The following is a 17,855-nucleotide window of genomic DNA, read 5'->3' on the forward strand; positions in this document are numbered from 1 at the left end:
ACTTTGCTCTCTATACTGGAGTCGTTTTTGACATATTAAGAGCAATAAGTGACATACAAGTAACATATAGCGTCGGTATTTATGAAAACAATCAACATTGCGGTTATCGACTATCCCGGAGGGATGAAATCCGCCATCGAAGGGTTATCTGAGCTGTTTGGCATGGCCAGTCGTTTGAGTGAGGAGCGACCAGAGGGAGTGCATTTTGAGATACGAGTGTTGCCGGGTGCTGAGTTAACCGATCTGTCAGCGGTTGTCACCGATACTCCGCAAGTGATTATTTTGCCTCCCTGCATTGAGGGTGGTTTTTATACCGACGAACAACCGGTTCTGAGTGAATGGCTGAAGTCGATGCACGCTGCAGGCGTATTGCTCTGTTCTGTCTGTGCCGGGGCTTTTATTCTGGCACAGACGGGATTGCTGAATCAGCGCGCGGCGACCACCCACTGGATGCTGGCTGATCGGCTAGCTCAACGGTTCCCCGACATCAGGGTGGATGACAGCAAAATACTGATTAATGATGGTGACCTGATCACTGCGGGAGGCTTGATGGCCTGGCTGGATCTGGGGTTGGAACTGGTGGCACAGTTTGGCAGTCCGGCGCTGATGCGCCAGTTAGGCAAGCACCTCGTGGTTGACACCGCCCCCCGTCAGCAACGTTACTACCGCTGTTTTATGCCACCATTTGATCATGGTGACCGGGCCGTTCTGAAGAGTCAGCACTATTTGCAAAGTCATAGTCAGGCCAGTGTGACGGTGAAGCAACTGGCTGAGGAGTGTCATCTGACGGAACGGACTTTTCTGCGCCGTTTTGTCCGGGCGACCGGGTATAAGCCAAAAGAGTATATCCAGCAGTTGCGCATCAGCAAAGCCTGCGACGCGCTTGAAAGCTCAGCTGATAGTATTGAGTTGATCGCGCTGAGTAGCGGATACGACGATGTCAGTGCCTTCAGAAAAGTGTTTATTAAGATCACCGGGCTGACGCCACGAGAGTTTCGGCGCCGCTTTAGTGCACAAACATGACCACCATCATGAATATTCGGTCAGTTGTCATCGTTTTTTGGCCCAGAGGTCGAATAAAAGGCTGAGATGCGTTAGCCTGCGATATTGTGAAAACTCATCCCTACAACACTGTTTCGCTATAATCAGGAGGATTGCGATGCTTTATAAAGGAGTGCTGCTGGCAACGCTGCTGGCTTCACCGATGGCCCTTGCCCAGCAGCCAGAGATCTATCTGCTTGGTGAGTTTACTTATAAAGGTACGCCCATCAGTAAAGCGGTGCTGCTGGAAGATAAGCGGGTTACCGATCTGGAACAGTGTCGCGATTTTGTTCACTATCAGATACGCGGCACCGAACGGGGTAAAAACTACTACCGTCACTATATCCGGGCGCAGAAAACCGGCGTGAACATCGTCCCCCGTTATACCTGTATTCAAACCCGTATGAAGGTCAGTGAATGGAATGACCATGATTTCTACGACAAGGTCTATCTGATCGATCTGCGTGATGGTCTGCAGTTTACTCAGTTTGAAGACACCAACAGTTGTTGGGCTGCCATTCGCAAAGATCCTGATAAACATACCAAAAAGCTGTTCTGCGCAAAAATGAGTCAGTCGATCTCTCCTGCCCGTTAATATCGGTTTGCAATACCTGAGGACAGAAATAGCGTAGATTTGTTTGTGTTTTATCGATCTTCGCGTATAATTTCGCCTCCCGTTGGCTATGCCATTGAGGAAACTAACTCTAACTCCTTGCTTTCTACCGTTTTTCGATGCGGCTGAAGGCTGTATAAACCGTAAGGAGCAATTAATGCGTCATTACGAAATCGTTTTTCTGGTTCACCCGAATCAGAGTGAGCAGGTTCCAGCTATGGTTGAGCGTTATACCAAGCTGATTGAAGAATCTGAAGGTAAAATCCACCGTCTGGAAGATTGGGGTCGTCGCCACCTGGCATACCCAATTAACAAGATCCATAAAGCTCACTACGTTCTGATGAACGTTGAGTGTGCTCAGGAAACTCTGGACGAGCTAACCAACATCTTCCGTTACAACGATGCGGTTATCCGTAACATGGTTGTTCGTCGTAAAGATGCGGTTACTGAAGTATCTCCAATTAAAGCTGCTGAAGGCCGTGAAGAGCGTCGTCCACGTCGCGAAGAGCGTTCTGAAAAGCCTGCTGAAGCGACTGAAGCACCTGCTGCAGAAGCTCCGGCTGCTGATGCGCCAGCTGCTGAAGAAGCTGCTGCCGAGTAATCGGTTTAACCCATATTTAGAGGAGATATACCATGGCTCGTTTTTTCCGTCGTAGAAAATTCTGCCGTTTTACCGCTGAAGGCGTTACTGAGATCGATTACAAAGATCTGGACACCCTGAAAGGTTACATTACTGAAACCGGTAAAATCGTACCTAGCCGTATCACTGGTACTAAGGCTCGTTATCAGCGTCAGCTGGCAACAGCTATTAAGCGTGCACGTTACGTTGCACTGCTGCCATACACTGACAGCCACCAGTAATAACGGTTAACCTGCGGCACATATTCAGGTATGTGAAATATGTGTGCAGGTGATTAAACAAGTTTCAGCCTGTGAGTGTCAGACGCTGACAGGCGAGAGTAAAAATAGAGGTTTGCGAGATGGAAGTTATCCTGCTCGAGAAAATTGGCAAACTGGGTAGCCTGGGTGACAAGGTAACCGTTAAGCGTGGTTACGGTCGTAACTACCTGCTTCCTTTTGGAAAAGCGGTTCCTGCTACAGCGGCTAATCTGGAAGCTTTTGAAGCACGTCGTGCTGAACTGGAATCTGCTGCATCTGAGAAGCTGAACTCTGCTCAGGCGCGTGCTGAACAACTGAACGAAATTGAACTGTCTATCGTTGCTAAAGCGGGCGAAGAGGGCAAGCTGTTCGGTTCTATCGGTACTGCAGATATCGCTGATGCGATCTCCGCTTCAGGTATCGAAGTTGCTAAGAGTGAAGTTCGTCTGCCAGAAGGTGCGCTGCGTACCACTGGTGAGTTCGAAGTTGCTATCCAGCTGCACCCAGAAGTGACTGCTACTGTCGGCATCGTTGTTGTTGGCGAGTAAGCACTGCTTTTGATCTGAATCTTTCAGATCAGCGGGTGAGTTAAGAAGCACTGCGTAGTATTATACTGCGCAGTGCTTTTTTCGTTTCAGGCCAAGGGGATCTGAAGCGGGTATTCTGTGTGTTGAGGTATAAAGTTTTATGGATTATCTGGATCCTGATTCAGCCGATATGGAGGGGGTAAAAGTTCCTCCTCACTCGCAGGAAGCTGAACAGTCCGTACTCGGCGGGCTGATGCTGGATAATAACGCCTGGGATGCGGTTTCAGAGATCGTGCTGGAAGATCAGTTTTACCGTCACGATCACCGGCTGATCTTTCGTACGATTGAGAAGCTGGTTAATAATATGCAGCCGATCGATGTGGTCACCATCTCTGAAGAGCTGGACCGCACCGGAAATCTGGATGCGGCGGGAGGGCTGGACTACCTGGTTGAACTGGCCCGAAATACCCCCAGCGCGTCTAATATCCGTGCCTATGCCGAGATCGTTCGTGACCGGGCGCTGTTGCGCAAGATGATTACCGTTGCCCACGAGATTGCCGAAAGCGCCTTTATGCCGGAAGGGCGTCCAGGTACGGATATCCTCAGTGAAGCGGAACAGAAGATCTTTCAGATCGCCGAGGATCGGCCCAACGAGGGTGGTCCTGTCGGCGTCAATCCGCTGCTGAAAAAAGCGGTGGATAAGATTGATGAACTGTTTAACTCCGAAGGCTCGATGACCGGAGTTACCACCGGGTTTGAAGAGTTGGATAAATCCACCGGAGGTTTGCAACCTTCCGACCTGATCATCGTGGCAGCCCGTCCCTCCATGGGTAAAACCACCTTTGCCATGAACCTGGTCGAAAATGCCCTGATGGCGCAGGATAAACCGGTACTGGTATTCAGCCTCGAGATGCCTGCCGACCAGTTGGTCACGCGGATGCTCTCCTCCCTTGGGCGGATCAACCAGACCCGGGTGCGTTCCGGTAAACTGGAAGAGGATGACTGGCCCCGTCTGACCACGGCTGTGAATATGTTGCGGGATAAGCCGCTGTTTATTGATGACACTGCCGGTATCAGCCCGACAGAGATGCGCAACCGTGCCCGGCGTATTGTTCGGGAACATGGTGATATCGCTCTGATCATGGTGGATTACCTTCAGTTGATGCAGCTGAAAGGGGGCAGTAGTGAGGGCCGTACAGCGGAGATTTCCGAGATCTCCCGCTCTCTCAAGGCGCTGGCTAAAGAGCTGGAATGCCCGGTTGTTGCGCTGTCGCAGCTCAACCGTGCGCTGGAGCAGCGACCCAATAAACGTCCTGTTAACTCAGACCTGCGGGAATCCGGTGCGATCGAGCAGGATGCCGACGTGATCATGTTTATCTACCGGGATGAGGTCTACAACGAGGACTCTCCGGATAAGGGCATAGCCGAGATCATCATTGGTAAGCAGCGTAATGGTCCTATCGGTAGTAATCGTCTGGCGTTTATTGGTCAGTTTACCAAGTTTGAGAACCTGGCTCCGATGGCCTATCAGGACTACGAATAGAAAGTCATCAGAGGCGTTGGCCCTGTGAAAAAAACCGCCATCTCTGGCGGTTTTTTTGCTTTCTGAGCGCTGCCCATCTGAAAACAGGGGATGTCAATAAGCCCTGTTTTGCCCGCGTCTTGTTATTGAGGCAGGGCATTTGCCTGTGTGACTTTGGCACCAGCAACCTCAATCGCTTCAGCCAGCGTCGGTGTGAAAACCAGCGTCTGATCGATTGGTTTCAGTCCCGCTTTAGCGATGTTTTTCAGGGGTTGAAATTGCAGGTCGGCGATAATAACAAAGCTACCCGTCCTGAACTTTGCCTCCAGAAAATGATTCAGCGCAGACAATCCGCCGGCATCCAGTATTGGCACGGCATCCATATAGAGGATGACACGCTGCTTATGCTCGGTGAGCAATAACATTTCCGAGAATATTCTGTCGGCGGCGGCAAAAAACAGCGGCCCGCTGATTTTATATACGCCCCAGTCATCAGGCAGCGTGTCGGGGACATGTTTGCGGTTATCGCTGATCTCGATCACCCGGGTCATCTGGGCGATATCCCGCATGAACAGCAGGGAAGCGAGGACGATACCGAAGGAGATCGCCACCACCATATCGATCATCACGGTCAGAGAGAAACAGGTCAGCAGCACCAGAATATCCCCGGAGGGCGCTTTTTTAAGAAGCTCCATCACTTTCGGCGCTTCACTCATATTCCAGGCGACCATCAACAGCATCGCCGCCATTGAGGCCATCGGTATATACGCCAGCCAGGGCGCCAGTATCAGCAGGCTGACGAGTACTATCAGACCATGAATAACGGCCGCCAGGGGGGACTGAGCACCGGCGCGGTAGTTGGCAGCAGAGCGGGCGATGGCTGCTGTTGCGGTAATACCGCCAAACCAGGGAGTTACCAGATTGCCAACGCCCTGACCCAGCAGTTCGACATTGGAGTGATGGCGCTTGCCACTCATACCGTCCAGCACCACTGCACAGAGTAGTGATTCAATGGCCCCCAGCATCGCAATTGAAAAGGCGATCGGAATCAGTGCTGTCAGTTTATGGAAATCCCAGTCGATCGGTTGCCCATCCGGGCCTGGTTGCAGCCAGGGCCAGTTGAATTCGGGCAGGACCGGAGGAATGCCCTGACCGATGGTGCCATCGGCCAGTTGATAGTTGAAACGGGAACCGATGGTCTGGAGATCAAAGCCGGCATTGGCCAGCAGTAAAGACAGTGCTACTCCGATGGCAACGGCTGGCAGGTGACCCGGAATCGGGAGGCGTAACCGGGGCCAGACGATTAATACCGCCAGGGTTGTGGCCCCGACAATAAACTCGGCGGGTTCCAGAGTGGGTAATGCATTAAACAGGGCGAGTACTTTGTCGATATATTTTTCCGGCATCTCCTGTAGCTCGAGCCCCAGAAAGTCCTTCATCTGCAGGGTGGCGATCACTACTGCAATGCCTGAAGTGAAGCCCAGGGTGACCGGTTCCGGAATGTACTCAATCAGACGACCCAGTCGACTCAGCGCCATCATCACCATCATAACGCCAGCCATCAGCGAGGCGATCAGCAGTCCACTGAGTCCGAACTGCTGAGCCACGGGATACAAAATCACGACAAAGGCCGCAGTCGGGCCGGATATGCTATAACGGGAACCGCCGGTCAGCGGGATCAGAATACCGGCGATGATGGCGGTATAGAGGCCGTACTGGGGTGGTACACCGCTGGCTATCGCCAGCGCCATCGATAATGGAATGGCGATGATGCCAACCGTGATGCCCGCCATCAGATCCTGGTATAGGGTAGCCAGGGTATAGCCCTCTTTAAGGCACTCACGCAGTGCGCTGAAAGGCTTAATACTGTGCAGATGTAAACGATGCGACATGAATAATTGCTCTCGCTAAGCGGTTACAGCGAACTTGAGACGCTGCGGCCGGCAATATGGCCCCGGATTCGATTGAGTGGTTGTTAGAATATAGATTACATTACATGTTCATCAGGGTATAAATCAATGTTAATATGATTAACATAAATAGTTTTGAGGAGTTGTTATGGAGAAGAGAACGGCACGGCTGACACTGCTGATTGACCCGAACAAGAAAGCGACCTTTGAAAAGCTGTGCAATGCAGATGATGTCACTCCTTCGCAAATGGTGCGTAAGCTGATTCGTGATTATATTGAAGAGAAGCTGGGGCCCGAGTGGCGCGATGAAGTCTTTAGTGAAGAGTCGGACGGCGATCAGTGAGTGTTGGACTGCGTCCCCGGCAATGGGACGTTATCCCCCTTTTATAAACAGAAATAGTGTCACAAGGCTGTTAATAACTCTAGGATAACTCTGTGAAAGCCCCATATTATGGGGCTTTACGGCGGTGGGTTAAAATTCGTTCAGGTTGTCGTTTCTGTATTTTTTTCAACCAGTTAAATTGATTTTTTTGAGTAATTATTAAACAGTCAGACTCGAATGTTTAAACCACTTTGATGATTCTGTCTTTAAACCCTTCGGGTACGGTCACCACCTTTCCTTCGGTGTAATCAAAAAAGACGATACCGGTTTTGACATGGGCGATCTCGACCGCTGTCTTCTTATTGCTGAGAAGGTAGTAGATATCGCAGCCATACTTATTGAAGTCGCCCACAGTAATATCAATCTGTATCAGGTCACCGTAAAAACTCTCGGCCTTATAGACGATAACCGAATCGGTCATAATAATGCCTGAACCCTCGATATCCTGCTCTGTATAGTTGTGGGAGTTCAGATAACGAAGTCGCGCTTCATGTACGATGGATAACACAGAATCGTTGCTGAGGTGGCCAGCATAATTGATATCACTGATACGTACCGGTATTTCGGTGGTGAAACTGTAGTTTTCGGGCATATCAATTTTGATACGTGCCATAGGTAAAGCTCCTGAAATGTAAAACAAAAGTACGTAATTTCAGTACAAGAATAGTGGATGCCAAGAGATGAGTCTACGCCGATTCAATCCATATTATCGCTGGCTGTTTCCCTGGTTGCTGGACCGGGTATCGAAGGTGGTCGCGCCTGAAAGGGAGCAGCTACTAAGCTATGCCACAGGGGCCGTGCTGGAGATTGGCGCAGGTACTGGCACCAGCTTTGATTGTTATCCGGGGCAGGTCTCTGAACTATATGCACTTGAGCCTGATACCGGGGTGATGCAGAAAGCCTGCGCAGTTCTGGCAGCTTTACCGGAAGCTCAGCGTAATAAAATTCAGTTATTGGTTGCTGATGCGATGGATATCCCGTTGGCAGATAACCAGTTTGATACAGTAGTTTGCTTTCTTGTGCTCTGTTCCGTGCCTCATCCACAAAAGGTGTTGCAGGAAATTTATCGCGTGCTCAGGCCGGGTGGGCAACTGCTATTCTTTGAGCATGTGTTGTCTGATGACGTTACAGTACAGCGCTGGCAACACCGTCTTAATCCCTTCTGGCGACGGTGTGCCGGGGGCTGCCAACTGAACCGGGAGACCGCAGAGCTTATCTCCCGCGCTGGTTTTGAGGTGCCGCAGCTACAACGCTATCAGCATCACGCCTTTCCGCGGCTGGTAAAACAACTGGTGACGGGAATCGCCGTTAAACCTTCCTGAGATCAGGCCCTGAGTCGGCATAGAGGTGTTGTGGTATCTGAGCACGGTTTTTCTTTTTTACTTATAAAGCTGGTTTTCCCAATCCTGATTGCTGGCAGCATCCCCCGATTTCCACGGAACATACTCGCTATTGCATGGCTGAAATACTAAAATGGGCCGCTGTAAGTGCTATGGATTCATAATATTTTGGCCCCTGCTACTGTTATAACGTGGTCATCAGCAGGGTGCAGATAGCGCAATATGAGTGGCATCACGAAGGTATAGAAGGGAGCGGCTAGCGCTGTGGTAAAAGTACGCGAAGATCATCCAATACATGCTGACGGTAGTGTCGATCTGGATCTGTGGCTGGAAAGGCTGCAGGAGCAGGTTGAAGTTAAGGATATAGATACAGTTCGTCAGGCCTGTCTTTATGCCAAACAGCTGAAAGAGGAAGCTGAACCTTCGGAAGATTCATGGAAAGACAGTGACAGTTATCTCACCGGGCTGGAGATGGCCCAGATTCTTATTGAACTGAATCAGGATCAGGATGCGCTGGTTGCTGCCATCCTGTATCGCAGTGTTCGTGAAAAACGTACCACTCTGGAAGATATTCGCCGTCGCTTCAGTCAGACAATTGCTACGCTGATCGATGGCGTGTTGCAGATGGCGGCTATCGGCAGTCGACAGAACCCCCGGCGTGAGAATGTGCTGGGCCAGAGCGGAAACCCGCTGGACAACGTCCGCAAAATGCTGGTGTCGATGATTGATGATGTGCGGGTAGTGCTGATTAAGATTGCCGAGCGCACCTGTGCTATTCGTCGTGTTAAGAGTGACTCTCGTAAGAAGCGTTATCTGGTGGCGCGGGAGGTGTTTGATGTGTATGCGCCGCTGGCTCACCGGCTGGGCATCGGTCATATCAAGTGGGAACTGGAAGATCTCTCATTTCGCTATCTCAAACCCAACGACTACAAGCAGATTGCGTCATTGCTGGATGAGAAGCGCCTGGATCGTCAGCAGTTCATCGAAGATTCGGTGAGTATTCTTAATGCTGAGTTGAAAAAGGTCAATATTGATGGCGATGTGATGGGGCGGGCCAAACACATCTACAGTATCTGGCGCAAAATGCAGCGTAAGAACATCGCCTTTAACCAGGTTTATGACATCCGTGCGGTACGCATCCTGGTGCCGGAGATTCGTGACTGTTATACCGTGCTGGGTATTGTTCACGGCTTGTGGCGTAATATCCCCCACGAGTTTGATGACTACATCGCATCGCCTAAACCCAACGGTTATCGTTCCCTGCATACCGCGGTATTTGGCCCATCAGGCAAAGTGCTGGAGATTCAGATCCGGACGTTTTCGATGCATGAAGAGGCTGAGTTAGGGGTTTGTGCGCACTGGCTCTATAAGGGCACCGATACCCACTCGCAAAGTTCCAGTTATGAAGACAAGATCGCCTGGCTGCGTCAGGTGCTTGAGTGGACTGAGGATCTCGGAGGCACTGAAGAGTTTTCTGAGGTAATCGGTGGCGATGTGGCCCATGACCGGGTTTATGTCTTTACCCCAGATGGTCATGTTGTGGATATGCCGGTGGGCTCGACACCAGTCGATTTTGCTTACCGGGTGCATACCGAAGTGGGACACCGCTGTCGCGGGGCAAAACTGAATGGCCGGATCGTCCCTCTGACCCGTCAGCTTCAGACCGGCGATCAGGTGGAGATCCTGACCGCAAGTGAAGAGCATCCGCGGCGTGACTGGCTCAACCCAAACCTGGGGTATATCACCAGTGCCCGTTCACGGGCCAAGATTCAACACTGGTTTAAACTTCAGGATAAAGACAAAAACGCCGCCGCCGGTAAGAAAATTATCGACCGGGAGTTCCGTCGTCTGGCGCTGGAAAATGCTGATCTTAATTTTGATCTGATGGCGAAGGCGGTTAATCATCGTTCTGCCGATGATATGTATGCTGCGCTGGGCGCCGGGGATATCCGTCTTTCGCAAGTGATCAACGCCGCGCAACAGCAGGTTGAGACGGATCATCACGATGAACAGCTGGATCTGGCATTGCCCGGCAGCAGTGTTCGTTCTCAGTCCGTTTATGAAGGGATAAAAATACGCGGGGTGGGTAATCTGCTGACGACTATTGCTCCGTGTTGTAAGCCGGTACCGGGCGATCCGATTATCGGTTATATCACCAAAAGCCGGGGAGTCTCTATTCACCGGGATGACTGTACCAACGCTTTTCAGCTGCGTCAGCAGGAACGGGAGCGGATGGTTGAAGTTAGTTGGGGAGAAGAGGGCGAGTCAACCTATCCGGTGGATATCTATGTGGAAGCCTTTGACCGGGCAGGTCTGTTGCGCGACCTGATGATGGTGATGGCAAACGAGAATGTTAACCTGATCGCCGCGAATACTCAGTCGGATAAGAAGAGCAATATTGCCTATCTGACACTGACGATTGAGATCAGCCGTCTCGAGCTGCTGGGTAAAATTATGGACAAGATCAACCAGATTCCAAACGTTACCGAGGTGCACCGACAGCGGAGTGGTACCCGCTGATGCGTTATACCCTTGAAGATCTGCAAACGCTGATGGCCCGGCTGCGGGACCCTGAGGATGGTTGCCCCTGGGATCTGAAACAGGATTTTGCCAGCATTGTTCCCCATACCCTTGAAGAGGCGTATGAGGTGGCCGATACCATCGAACGACAGGATTGGCAGCACCTGCAGGGTGAACTGGGAGACCTGTTGTTTCAGGTGATCTTTTATGCCCGTCTGGCGGAAGAGCAGCAGGGTTATAATTTTGACGATATCGTCGATACCCTGGTAAAGAAACTGATTCGTCGTCACCCTCATGTCTTTCCCGGGGGAACCCTGACCAGTCGGCGCAGTTCCACGGCGTTGGATGAGCAGCAGATCAAGGAGACCTGGGAAGCGATCAAAGCAGAGGAGCGGGGTGAAAAACCACATCAGGAACCCCGGGTGCTGGATGATATCCCAATGGCTCTACCGGCACTCAACCGGGCTGAAAAATTGCAGAAAAGGGCTGCCCGGGTCGGTTTTGACTGGGGGGATGTGCTGCCAGTGCTGGATAAGATCGAGGAGGAGATCGCGGAGTTGCGCGAGGCGATCGCTGCCGGTGATCAGCTGGAGATGGAGCATGAACTTGGCGATCTGCTGTTTGCTCAGGTGAATCTGGCCCGTCACATGGGGGTTAATCCGGAGACGGCGCTACGCTACACCAATCAGAAGTTTACCAATCGCTTTAACTATATTGAAGACCAGGTCGAGCGCTCCTCTGGAGATTGGCAGGCGTTCACCCTTGATGAGCTGGACCACTGGTGGGACGAAGCTAAACGGAAAGGGCTTTAGTCGTAGCCCGCGGGAGATAATCGATGGGATCATTTCAATGGTTTATTGTCGCGCTGATTGTCATGGCTGGGCTGGGGTACTGGAACTACCAGCGCATCGATGGGCAGCGCAAACAGCTGGTCAGCGCCGGATTCCAGATCTCTGATGATCTTAAAGGCAATCCCGGTCTGCTGGTCAGTACCTCCCAGCGTCAGGTGGCGGTCCTGGTGCCGAGTGGATATCTGCGTCTCAGCTTCGATCAGCTAAAAGACGCAGAGATCCGTTTCCGTTCCGGCGCAGAAGTTGAAACCGACTTTCGCATCGCCCTGTTACTTGAGGGTGCACCTGTGCCGGAGGTCGAGATTCGCTACTCCAATGAGCATACTGTTGAAATAGCCCTGAAGAAACTGCAGCAGTTAACCGGTCTTTAAGACGTTGGCGCTGACGAACTGAGACTAAGATAGTATTTGTGCTTTGCACAAACTATGTAGTATCAATAGAACTTCGCAGAGATGACAGGGGACACTGAATGACAACGCTTCATGAAGACCTGAGGGACGATGTCCGGATGCTCGGTGACTGTCTGGGACAGACCATTGTTGAGCATAAAGGCCAGCTGTTTCTTGATAAAATTGAAAAGATCCGGGCGCTTTCCAAGGCGGCCAGATCATCGGGCAAGCCTGTCGATGATGAACTGCTTAAAACCCTCAGTGAGCTGGGGGATGATGATCTTCTGCCGGTAGCCAGAGCCTTTACTCAATTTCTCAACCTGTCCAATATCGCTGAGGAACATCATCGGGTGCGTCGTCGTTCAGGTATTATGGATGTCTGTACCAGTGACTCATTCTGTGGCCTGCTCGGCCGGTTGCAACAGCAGGGTTTATCAAAAGAGCAGATCGCAGCAGCGGTGCGGGATATGGATGTTGAGCTGGTTCTGACAGCCCATCCAACCGAGGTTAACCGGCGCACGCTGATCCAGAAGTTTGATGCCATTACCGAATGCCTGCAAAGGATCGATCGGGGAGAAGACCTGTATCACCGGCTGCATGAACTGATCAGCCAGGCCTGGCACACAGACGCCATCCGCAAGCAGAGACCGACGCCAGTGGATGAAGCGAAGTGGGGATTTGCGGTGATTGAAAACTCCCTTTGGGAGGCGGTGCCGGTATTCCTGCGGCATATCGATAAGCAACTGTTTGATGCGACCGGTGAACATCTGCCACTGAGCAGCTCGCCGGTGCGGTTTGCCTCCTGGATGGGGGGCGACCGTGATGGCAACCCTAATGTTACCTCCGTGACCACCGAGAAAGTCTTATTGCTGTCCCGCTGGATGGCGGCTGATCTGTATATCAAAGATATTGACCGCTTGCGCAGTGAGCTATCGATGAATGAGTGTAGTGCGGAGTTGCGCGAGCGGGTGGGTGATCATCCTGAGCCCTACCGTGAACTGTTGCGTACGGTATGCACCCATCTGACGCAAACCAAGCGCTGGACCACTGAGCGTCTTGAGGGGCGACCGGTGGAAAAAGAGGGGGTGTATATCTATCCCCGGCAACTGCTGGAACCCCTGTTACTGATCGATGCCTCGTTGCGCAGCTGTCATATGAGTGTGATTGCTGATGGTTTGCTGAGTGATACGATACGGCGGGTGGCGTGCTTTGGTATGACTCTGGTGAATCTGGATATTCGCCAGAATTCTGATCGTCATGCAGAGGTGATGGACGAGCTGACGGGCTTTTACGGTATCGGTTGTTACAGCGAGTGGAGTGAAACCAATAAGCAGATGTTTCTGCTGAAGGAGTTACAGGAGAAGCGTCCTCTGTTGCCCCGCGAGTGGTCTCCCTCGGAGAATGTTCAGGAGGTACTGGATACCTTTAGCGTGGTCGCCCGGGAAGAACCGAACTCTCTGGGATCCTATGTTATCTCCATGGCCAGTCAGCCATCGGATGTATTGGCGGTTATCCTGCTGCTGAAAGAGAGCGGTATCCATCATAATATGCGGGTAGCGCCGCTGTTTGAAACGTTGGACGACCTGGATAACGCTGAAAACTGTATCCGTCAGTTGCTGGCTATCCCCTGGTACAGAGATTACACCGGGGGGCACCAGGAAGTCATGATCGGTTATTCCGACTCATCGAAGGATGCAGGGCAGTTGGCGGCGGCCTGGGGGCAGTATCGGGCTCAGGAAGCGCTGACCAGTGTATGTCAGGAATACGGTGTTCACCTGACGCTGTTTCACGGCCGTGGCGGCACGGTTGGTCGTGGTGGCGGCCCCAGCCATACGGCGATTCTGGCACAGCCCCCTGGGTCTGTGGCCGGCAGTCTGCGGGTGACTGAGCAGGGTGAGATGATCCGGTTCAAGTTTGGTGTGCCGGAGATTGCGGTACGAAATCTCGAGCTGTATACCTCGGCGACCCTGGAGGCAACTCTGGCGCCGGCTCCCGGGCCGAGACCCGAGTGGCGCCAGTTGATGGATGAGATGTCGCTGGCAGGCCTGACCGCCTATCGCGATGTGGTACGCTTTGATCCTCAGTTTGTCCCCTATTTCCGCTCGGCAACCCCGGAGCAGGAGCTGGCAAAACTACCTCTGGGCAGTCGTCCGGCGAAACGTAAGGCGGATGGGGGTGTTGAAAGCCTGCGGGCGATCCCCTGGATCTTTGCCTGGACACAGATCCGCCTGATGTTGCCAGCCTGGCTGGGCAGTGATGTCGCCCTGCAGCAGACACTGGATAAAGGTCAGTTTGAACTGGTGCAGACGATGCGCAGGGACTGGCCGTTCTTCCGCTCCTATATGGATATGCTGGAGATGGTGATGGCCAAGGCAGATGCCAACATAGCCGCTTACTATGAAAAACGGCTGGTGTCTGAAGAACTGGCGGTGCTGGGGGCCGATCTGCGCTGTCGCCTGGCGAAGACCATTGAACTGGTGAAAAAGATTAAGCAACAGGAGACGCTGCTGGAGCATAGTCCGGTGATCCGTCAGTCGATTGAGGTGCGCAACCCCTATATCGATCCATTGCACTTTCTGCAGGCAGAACTGCTCTATCGCGACCGCAATCACCCGGATGCCCGGCTTGAACAGGCGCTGATGATTACCATGGCTGGTATCTCGGCGGGTATGCGCAATACCGGATAAACGCTGAGTGGGCCTGCTCAGGCAAGGACAGGGACGCTTTGCTCAGGTGGGGGGACGAATGGCGGCGATGCCCCGTAAGCCGGGGTATCGCTGGCATGAGGTTTTGATAACTTCGGTCAACAAAAGCAGATGTTATCCTTTTAGGGGGTTGCTACCTTAGCCGGTTTTGACTAACCTCGAGCGTTCGTTTTTCACGACATTGTGTAGTAAATATTACAATGCAGAAAAATTGTCTCCTGCAATTGGTAGAATTAGAAATTGGTAGTAGGCCGAATGTCCAATTGTGAGTAGCAGGCATAGAACGATATTGTGACATATTGCCACTCAGAAAAATTTCAGCCGGTGGTTATCTAATGAACGGCCGGCTTCAAGATTTTACATTATAAAATTAGAAACGGAGCAATCCTTACATGCGAATTATTCTTTTGGGTGCACCGGGTGCCGGTAAAGGTACCCAGGCTCAGTACATCTGCGAAAAGTACGGTATTCCCCAGATCTCCACCGGCGATATGCTGCGTGCTGCGGTAAAAGCGGGTACCCCTCTGGGTATCGAAGCTAAAAAAGTCATGGATGCCGGTGGTCTGGTGTCTGATGAGATTATTATTGGTCTGGTAAAAGAGCGTATCACTGAAGCTGATTGCGCTAACGGCGCTCTGTTTGACGGATTTCCACGCACCATCCCTCAGGCTGATGCGATGAAGGATGCCGGTGTGGCTATCGATGCGGTTGTTGAGATCGATGTTGCTGACGATGAAATCATCAAGCGGATGGCTGGCCGTCGTGTTCATCCGGGTTCCGGCCGCACCTATCACGTTATCTTCAACCCGCCTGCTGTCGAAGGTAAAGATGATGTCACCGGTGAAGACCTGGTGCAGCGTGAAGATGATAAAGAGGAGACGGTTCGTCAGCGTCTGGATGTGTACCATGAACAGACCGCACCGCTGATCACCTATTACAAAGGTTGGGCTGAAGAGTCGCCTGCTGATGCACCTAAATACAGCTATATTCCCGGTGTCGGCAGCGTTGAAGATATCCGTGATGCGGTATTTGCGTCTCTGGAAAAATAAGCCGTTGGTGTGAATATAAAAAAACCGTTGCTTTGATCCCTGAATCAAAACAGCGGTTTTTTATTGCCGGTTATTCCGCGATAATAGCGCTTTGCCTGTAATCGGAAATAGATAGATGTCTCTCCCCAAAACCGCAATACTGCTGGTTAATTTAGGTTCACCGGATCAACCCACTCCTGCCGCGGTGCGTCGCTATCTTAAAGAATTTCTCTCAGATCGCCGGGTGGTAGAGGGCGATGGGGTGATGCGGCTGATCTGGTTAACGGTGCTCAACGCTATTATCCTGACCTTCCGTCCCCGTAAGGTGGCAAAATTGTATGCATCGATCTGGGATCAGGATTCCCCCCTGCGGCTGATACTCAATCAGCAGGTGGCCGCGCTGCAACTGGCGCTGCAACAAACGATACCGGATCAGGATATGCAGGTTTTTTCCGCCATGACCTATGGCAATCCGGGGCTGACGGCGCGCCTGGAAGAGCTGACGGAGTCGGGTTACAGCAAGATTCTGGTGCTGCCACTCTATCCCCAGTACTCGGCAACCACTACCGCACCGATCTATGACCAGATCGCCCGTTTTCAGCTGAAGACCCGCAATTTTCCCGATATCCGGGTGGTTCATGATTATCATGATCATCCGCTCTATATCCGCGCTCTGGCAGATTCGGTTAAGGCCTTCCGCGCAGAGCATCCTGAGAGTGGTAAACTGGTGCTCTCCTATCATGGCATTCCTCAGGAGTATGCCGATAAGGGTGATCCCTATCCGGAACACTGTTATCGCACCTCTGAACTGCTGGCAACAGAGCTGGGCCTGAGTGACGGACAGTGGCAGACCACCTTTCAGTCCCGTTTTGGTCCTAAAGCCTGGCTGCAGCCCTACACCGATAAAACCCTTGAGAAACTTGCTAATAGCGGTACAAAACAGGTTGAGATCATCTGTCCCGCCTTCTCTGCTGATTGTCTGGAAACCCTGGAAGAGATCGCCGTGGAAAACAGGGATGTGTTCATGCAGGCTGGAGGTGAGCAGTATCAGTATATCCCGGCACTGAACGCCGACCCCGGGATGATCCGCCTGCTGGTGGCACTGGTAAAACAGAATAGTTGCGGCTGGGTTTGTCAGACCTGTAACAGTAACGAACAGAATGAGACAGAGAATGCGTCCTGAATATATCTTCGGTATCCACGCGGCTACCACCACCCTGCAACGAGACAGCAAGCGGGTTAAAGGGATGTGGGTTCTGAAAGGGCGTGTCGATGCCCGGATGCAGAAACTACTGGATCTGGCGGCAGAGAAAAAGATCACTGTCGAGTGGGTCAGCCGTAAAGAGCTGGACAATATGGCGCAGGACGGAGTACATCAGGGGGTTGTGGTCGCCTGCGAACCGATTCAGGCGAAGAACGAACAGTTTCTTGAGGCGATGCTCGATAAGCTGGAAGAGCCCGCGTTTCTGCTGGTGCTGGATGGCGTCACGGACCCCCACAATCTGGGCGCCTGCTTGCGTACCGCGGATGCCGCTGGTGTCCACGCGGTGATCGCGCCGAAAGACAAATCAGCCCCGTTGAATGCCACCGCCAGCAAAGTGGCCTGCGGTGCCGCTGAAGTCATCCCCTATGTGCTGGTGACCAACCTGGCCCGCACCCTGAAAGATCTTCAACAGCGGGGAGTCTGGATTACCGGCACCGCTGGCGAAGCGGACACCCTGATCTACGATGCCGACCTGAAAGGCCCAATGGCCCTGGTGATGGGCGCCGAAGGCCAGGGGATGCGCCGCCTCACCCGTGAACACTGCGATTTCCTGGTAAAAATCGATATGGCAGGGGAGGTCTCCTCGCTGAACGTATCGGTGGCGACAGGGGTGTGTCTGTTTGAAGCGGTAAGACAAAGAAAAGCGTAGCTTTTCTTTGTCCAGAACGCTGCGCTTGCTAGTTGTTAGACGTGGCTTCGCCACTTGCCAGAACGTCACTGCGTGACTCGCTAGAAAAAGCGGGGAGGTTTTGTAGGAGGCGCGATGGCATGCCCTCTGGGTACCTCACGGCGATAAACCGCGCAGAGCGCAAGACCCGCATCGCTTGGCGATACGAGTTGTCACTTGCAAGAATATCGCTCCCTCTGGTACGTTATCGAATCAG

17 protein-coding genes are annotated in these 17,855 nt (G+C 52.3%); 15 read left to right on the forward strand and 2 right to left on the reverse strand.

The window, feature by feature from the left end; all coding sequences use genetic code 11:
- Positions 1 to 81: 81 nt before the first annotated feature.
- The 6 genes from OCU43_RS04065 to dnaB all read left to right on the forward strand — a co-directional run bounded on the left by OCU43_RS04065 (position 82) and on the right by dnaB (position 4,603).
- Complete coding sequence (locus OCU43_RS04065) at positions 82 to 1,023, forward strand: GlxA family transcriptional regulator (RefSeq protein WP_091360033.1); 942 nt, start codon at positions 82 to 84, stop codon at positions 1,021 to 1,023.
- A gap of 136 nt (positions 1,024 to 1,159) precedes the next feature.
- Positions 1,160 to 1,636: a hypothetical protein gene (locus tag OCU43_RS04070; protein WP_091360030.1), complete on the forward strand. Its 477-nt coding sequence runs from the start codon at positions 1,160 to 1,162 to the stop codon at positions 1,634 to 1,636.
- 175 nt (positions 1,637 to 1,811) lie between these two features.
- Positions 1,812 to 2,255, forward strand: a complete 444-nt coding sequence (rpsF, locus tag OCU43_RS04075; protein WP_091360029.1) for a 30S ribosomal protein S6 — start codon at positions 1,812 to 1,814, stop codon at positions 2,253 to 2,255.
- A gap of 32 nt (positions 2,256 to 2,287) precedes the next feature.
- Positions 2,288 to 2,515: a 30S ribosomal protein S18 gene (gene rpsR, locus OCU43_RS04080; protein WP_019622438.1), complete on the forward strand. Its 228-nt coding sequence runs from the start codon at positions 2,288 to 2,290 to the stop codon at positions 2,513 to 2,515.
- 119 nt (positions 2,516 to 2,634) lie between these two features.
- Entirely contained in the window at positions 2,635 to 3,081 is a 447-nt protein-coding gene (gene rplI / locus OCU43_RS04085) for a 50S ribosomal protein L9 (RefSeq protein ID WP_091360027.1), read from the forward strand.
- A gap of 139 nt (positions 3,082 to 3,220) precedes the next feature.
- Positions 3,221 to 4,603, forward strand: coding sequence for a replicative DNA helicase (dnaB, locus tag OCU43_RS04090; RefSeq protein ID WP_091360025.1), 1,383 nt, complete (start codon positions 3,221 to 3,223; stop codon positions 4,601 to 4,603).
- A gap of 122 nt (positions 4,604 to 4,725) precedes the next feature.
- Here the strand turns inward: dnaB and dauA are convergent, their stop codons facing one another.
- Entirely contained in the window at positions 4,726 to 6,474 is a 1,749-nt protein-coding gene (dauA, locus tag OCU43_RS04095; protein WP_091360022.1) for a C4-dicarboxylic acid transporter DauA, read from the reverse strand.
- A 166-nt stretch (positions 6,475 to 6,640) separates the two neighbouring features.
- Between dauA and OCU43_RS04100 the strand changes: the two genes are divergently transcribed.
- Positions 6,641 to 6,835: a ribbon-helix-helix protein gene (locus OCU43_RS04100; protein ID WP_091360020.1), complete on the forward strand. Its 195-nt coding sequence runs from the start codon at positions 6,641 to 6,643 to the stop codon at positions 6,833 to 6,835.
- Positions 6,836 to 7,055: 220 nt separating this feature from the next.
- Here the strand turns inward: OCU43_RS04100 and OCU43_RS04105 are convergent, their stop codons facing one another.
- On the reverse strand, positions 7,056 to 7,487 hold the full coding sequence (locus OCU43_RS04105; protein WP_091360017.1) for an acyl-CoA thioesterase: 432 nt from the start codon (positions 7,485 to 7,487) through the stop codon (positions 7,056 to 7,058).
- 67 nt (positions 7,488 to 7,554) lie between these two features.
- Here OCU43_RS04105 and OCU43_RS04110 point away from each other — a divergent pair, with 67 nt between their 5' ends.
- From OCU43_RS04110 to rlmB, 8 genes are all read left to right on the forward strand, one after another.
- Positions 7,555 to 8,196 carry a class I SAM-dependent methyltransferase gene (locus tag OCU43_RS04110; RefSeq protein ID WP_091360014.1) on the forward strand — a complete coding sequence of 214 codons (642 nt, stop codon included), beginning with the start codon at positions 7,555 to 7,557 and terminating at the stop codon, positions 8,194 to 8,196.
- A gap of 282 nt (positions 8,197 to 8,478) precedes the next feature.
- A complete protein-coding gene (gene relA, locus OCU43_RS04115) occupies positions 8,479 to 10,734 on the forward strand; it encodes a GTP diphosphokinase (RefSeq protein ID WP_091360012.1) in 2,256 nt (751 codons plus the stop codon).
- On the forward strand, positions 10,734 to 11,546 hold the full coding sequence (gene mazG / locus OCU43_RS04120) for a nucleoside triphosphate pyrophosphohydrolase (RefSeq protein ID WP_091360010.1): 813 nt from the start codon (positions 10,734 to 10,736) through the stop codon (positions 11,544 to 11,546). The genes relA and mazG overlap by 1 nt, the downstream gene beginning before the upstream one ends.
- A 23-nt stretch (positions 11,547 to 11,569) precedes the next feature.
- Positions 11,570 to 11,956, forward strand: a complete 387-nt coding sequence (locus OCU43_RS04125) for a hypothetical protein (RefSeq protein WP_091360007.1) — start codon at positions 11,570 to 11,572, stop codon at positions 11,954 to 11,956.
- Between the two features lie 98 nt (positions 11,957 to 12,054).
- Positions 12,055 to 14,661 carry a phosphoenolpyruvate carboxylase gene (ppc, locus tag OCU43_RS04130; protein WP_091360004.1) on the forward strand — a complete coding sequence of 869 codons (2,607 nt, stop codon included), beginning with the start codon at positions 12,055 to 12,057 and terminating at the stop codon, positions 14,659 to 14,661.
- A 410-nt stretch (positions 14,662 to 15,071) separates the two neighbouring features.
- A complete protein-coding gene (adk, locus tag OCU43_RS04135; protein WP_091360001.1) occupies positions 15,072 to 15,728 on the forward strand; it encodes an adenylate kinase in 657 nt (218 codons plus the stop codon).
- Positions 15,729 to 15,843: 115 nt separating this feature from the next.
- Complete coding sequence (gene hemH, locus OCU43_RS04140) at positions 15,844 to 16,890, forward strand: ferrochelatase (protein ID WP_091359999.1); 1,047 nt, start codon at positions 15,844 to 15,846, stop codon at positions 16,888 to 16,890.
- Positions 16,880 to 17,620: a 23S rRNA (guanosine(2251)-2'-O)-methyltransferase RlmB gene (gene rlmB / locus OCU43_RS04145; protein WP_091359997.1), complete on the forward strand. Its 741-nt coding sequence runs from the start codon at positions 16,880 to 16,882 to the stop codon at positions 17,618 to 17,620. Before hemH ends, rlmB begins: the two co-directional genes overlap by 11 nt.
- Positions 17,621 to 17,855: the final 235 nt, after the last annotated feature.

This window comes from Amphritea atlantica (assembly GCF_024347255.1).
GTDB lineage: Bacteria > Pseudomonadota > Gammaproteobacteria > Pseudomonadales > Balneatricaceae > Amphritea > Amphritea atlantica.

Bases quoted from the DNA above. Each gene is read 5' to 3' on its own strand.
- OCU43_RS04065 (WP_091360033.1), top strand. From the start codon at position 82: ATGAAAACAATCAACATTGCGGTTATCGACTATCCCGGAGGGATGAAA.
- OCU43_RS04070 (WP_091360030.1), top strand. From the start codon at position 1,160: ATGCTTTATAAAGGAGTGCTGCTGGCAACGCTGCTGGCTTCACCGATG.
- rpsF (WP_091360029.1), top strand. From the start codon at position 1,812: ATGCGTCATTACGAAATCGTTTTTCTGGTTCACCCGAATCAGAGTGAG.
- rpsR (WP_019622438.1), top strand. From the start codon at position 2,288: ATGGCTCGTTTTTTCCGTCGTAGAAAATTCTGCCGTTTTACCGCTGAA.
- rplI (WP_091360027.1), top strand. From the start codon at position 2,635: ATGGAAGTTATCCTGCTCGAGAAAATTGGCAAACTGGGTAGCCTGGGT.
- dnaB (WP_091360025.1), top strand. From the start codon at position 3,221: ATGGATTATCTGGATCCTGATTCAGCCGATATGGAGGGGGTAAAAGTT.
- dauA (WP_091360022.1), bottom strand. From the start codon at position 6,474: ATGTCGCATCGTTTACATCTGCACAGTATTAAGCCTTTCAGCGCACTG.
- OCU43_RS04100 (WP_091360020.1), top strand. From the start codon at position 6,641: ATGGAGAAGAGAACGGCACGGCTGACACTGCTGATTGACCCGAACAAG.
- OCU43_RS04105 (WP_091360017.1), bottom strand. From the start codon at position 7,487: ATGGCACGTATCAAAATTGATATGCCCGAAAACTACAGTTTCACCACC.
- OCU43_RS04110 (WP_091360014.1), top strand. From the start codon at position 7,555: ATGAGTCTACGCCGATTCAATCCATATTATCGCTGGCTGTTTCCCTGG.
- mazG (WP_091360010.1), top strand. From the start codon at position 10,734: ATGCGTTATACCCTTGAAGATCTGCAAACGCTGATGGCCCGGCTGCGG.
- OCU43_RS04125 (WP_091360007.1), top strand. From the start codon at position 11,570: ATGGGATCATTTCAATGGTTTATTGTCGCGCTGATTGTCATGGCTGGG.
- ppc (WP_091360004.1), top strand. From the start codon at position 12,055: ATGACAACGCTTCATGAAGACCTGAGGGACGATGTCCGGATGCTCGGT.
- adk (WP_091360001.1), top strand. From the start codon at position 15,072: ATGCGAATTATTCTTTTGGGTGCACCGGGTGCCGGTAAAGGTACCCAG.
- hemH (WP_091359999.1), top strand. From the start codon at position 15,844: ATGTCTCTCCCCAAAACCGCAATACTGCTGGTTAATTTAGGTTCACCG.
- rlmB (WP_091359997.1), top strand. From the start codon at position 16,880: ATGCGTCCTGAATATATCTTCGGTATCCACGCGGCTACCACCACCCTG.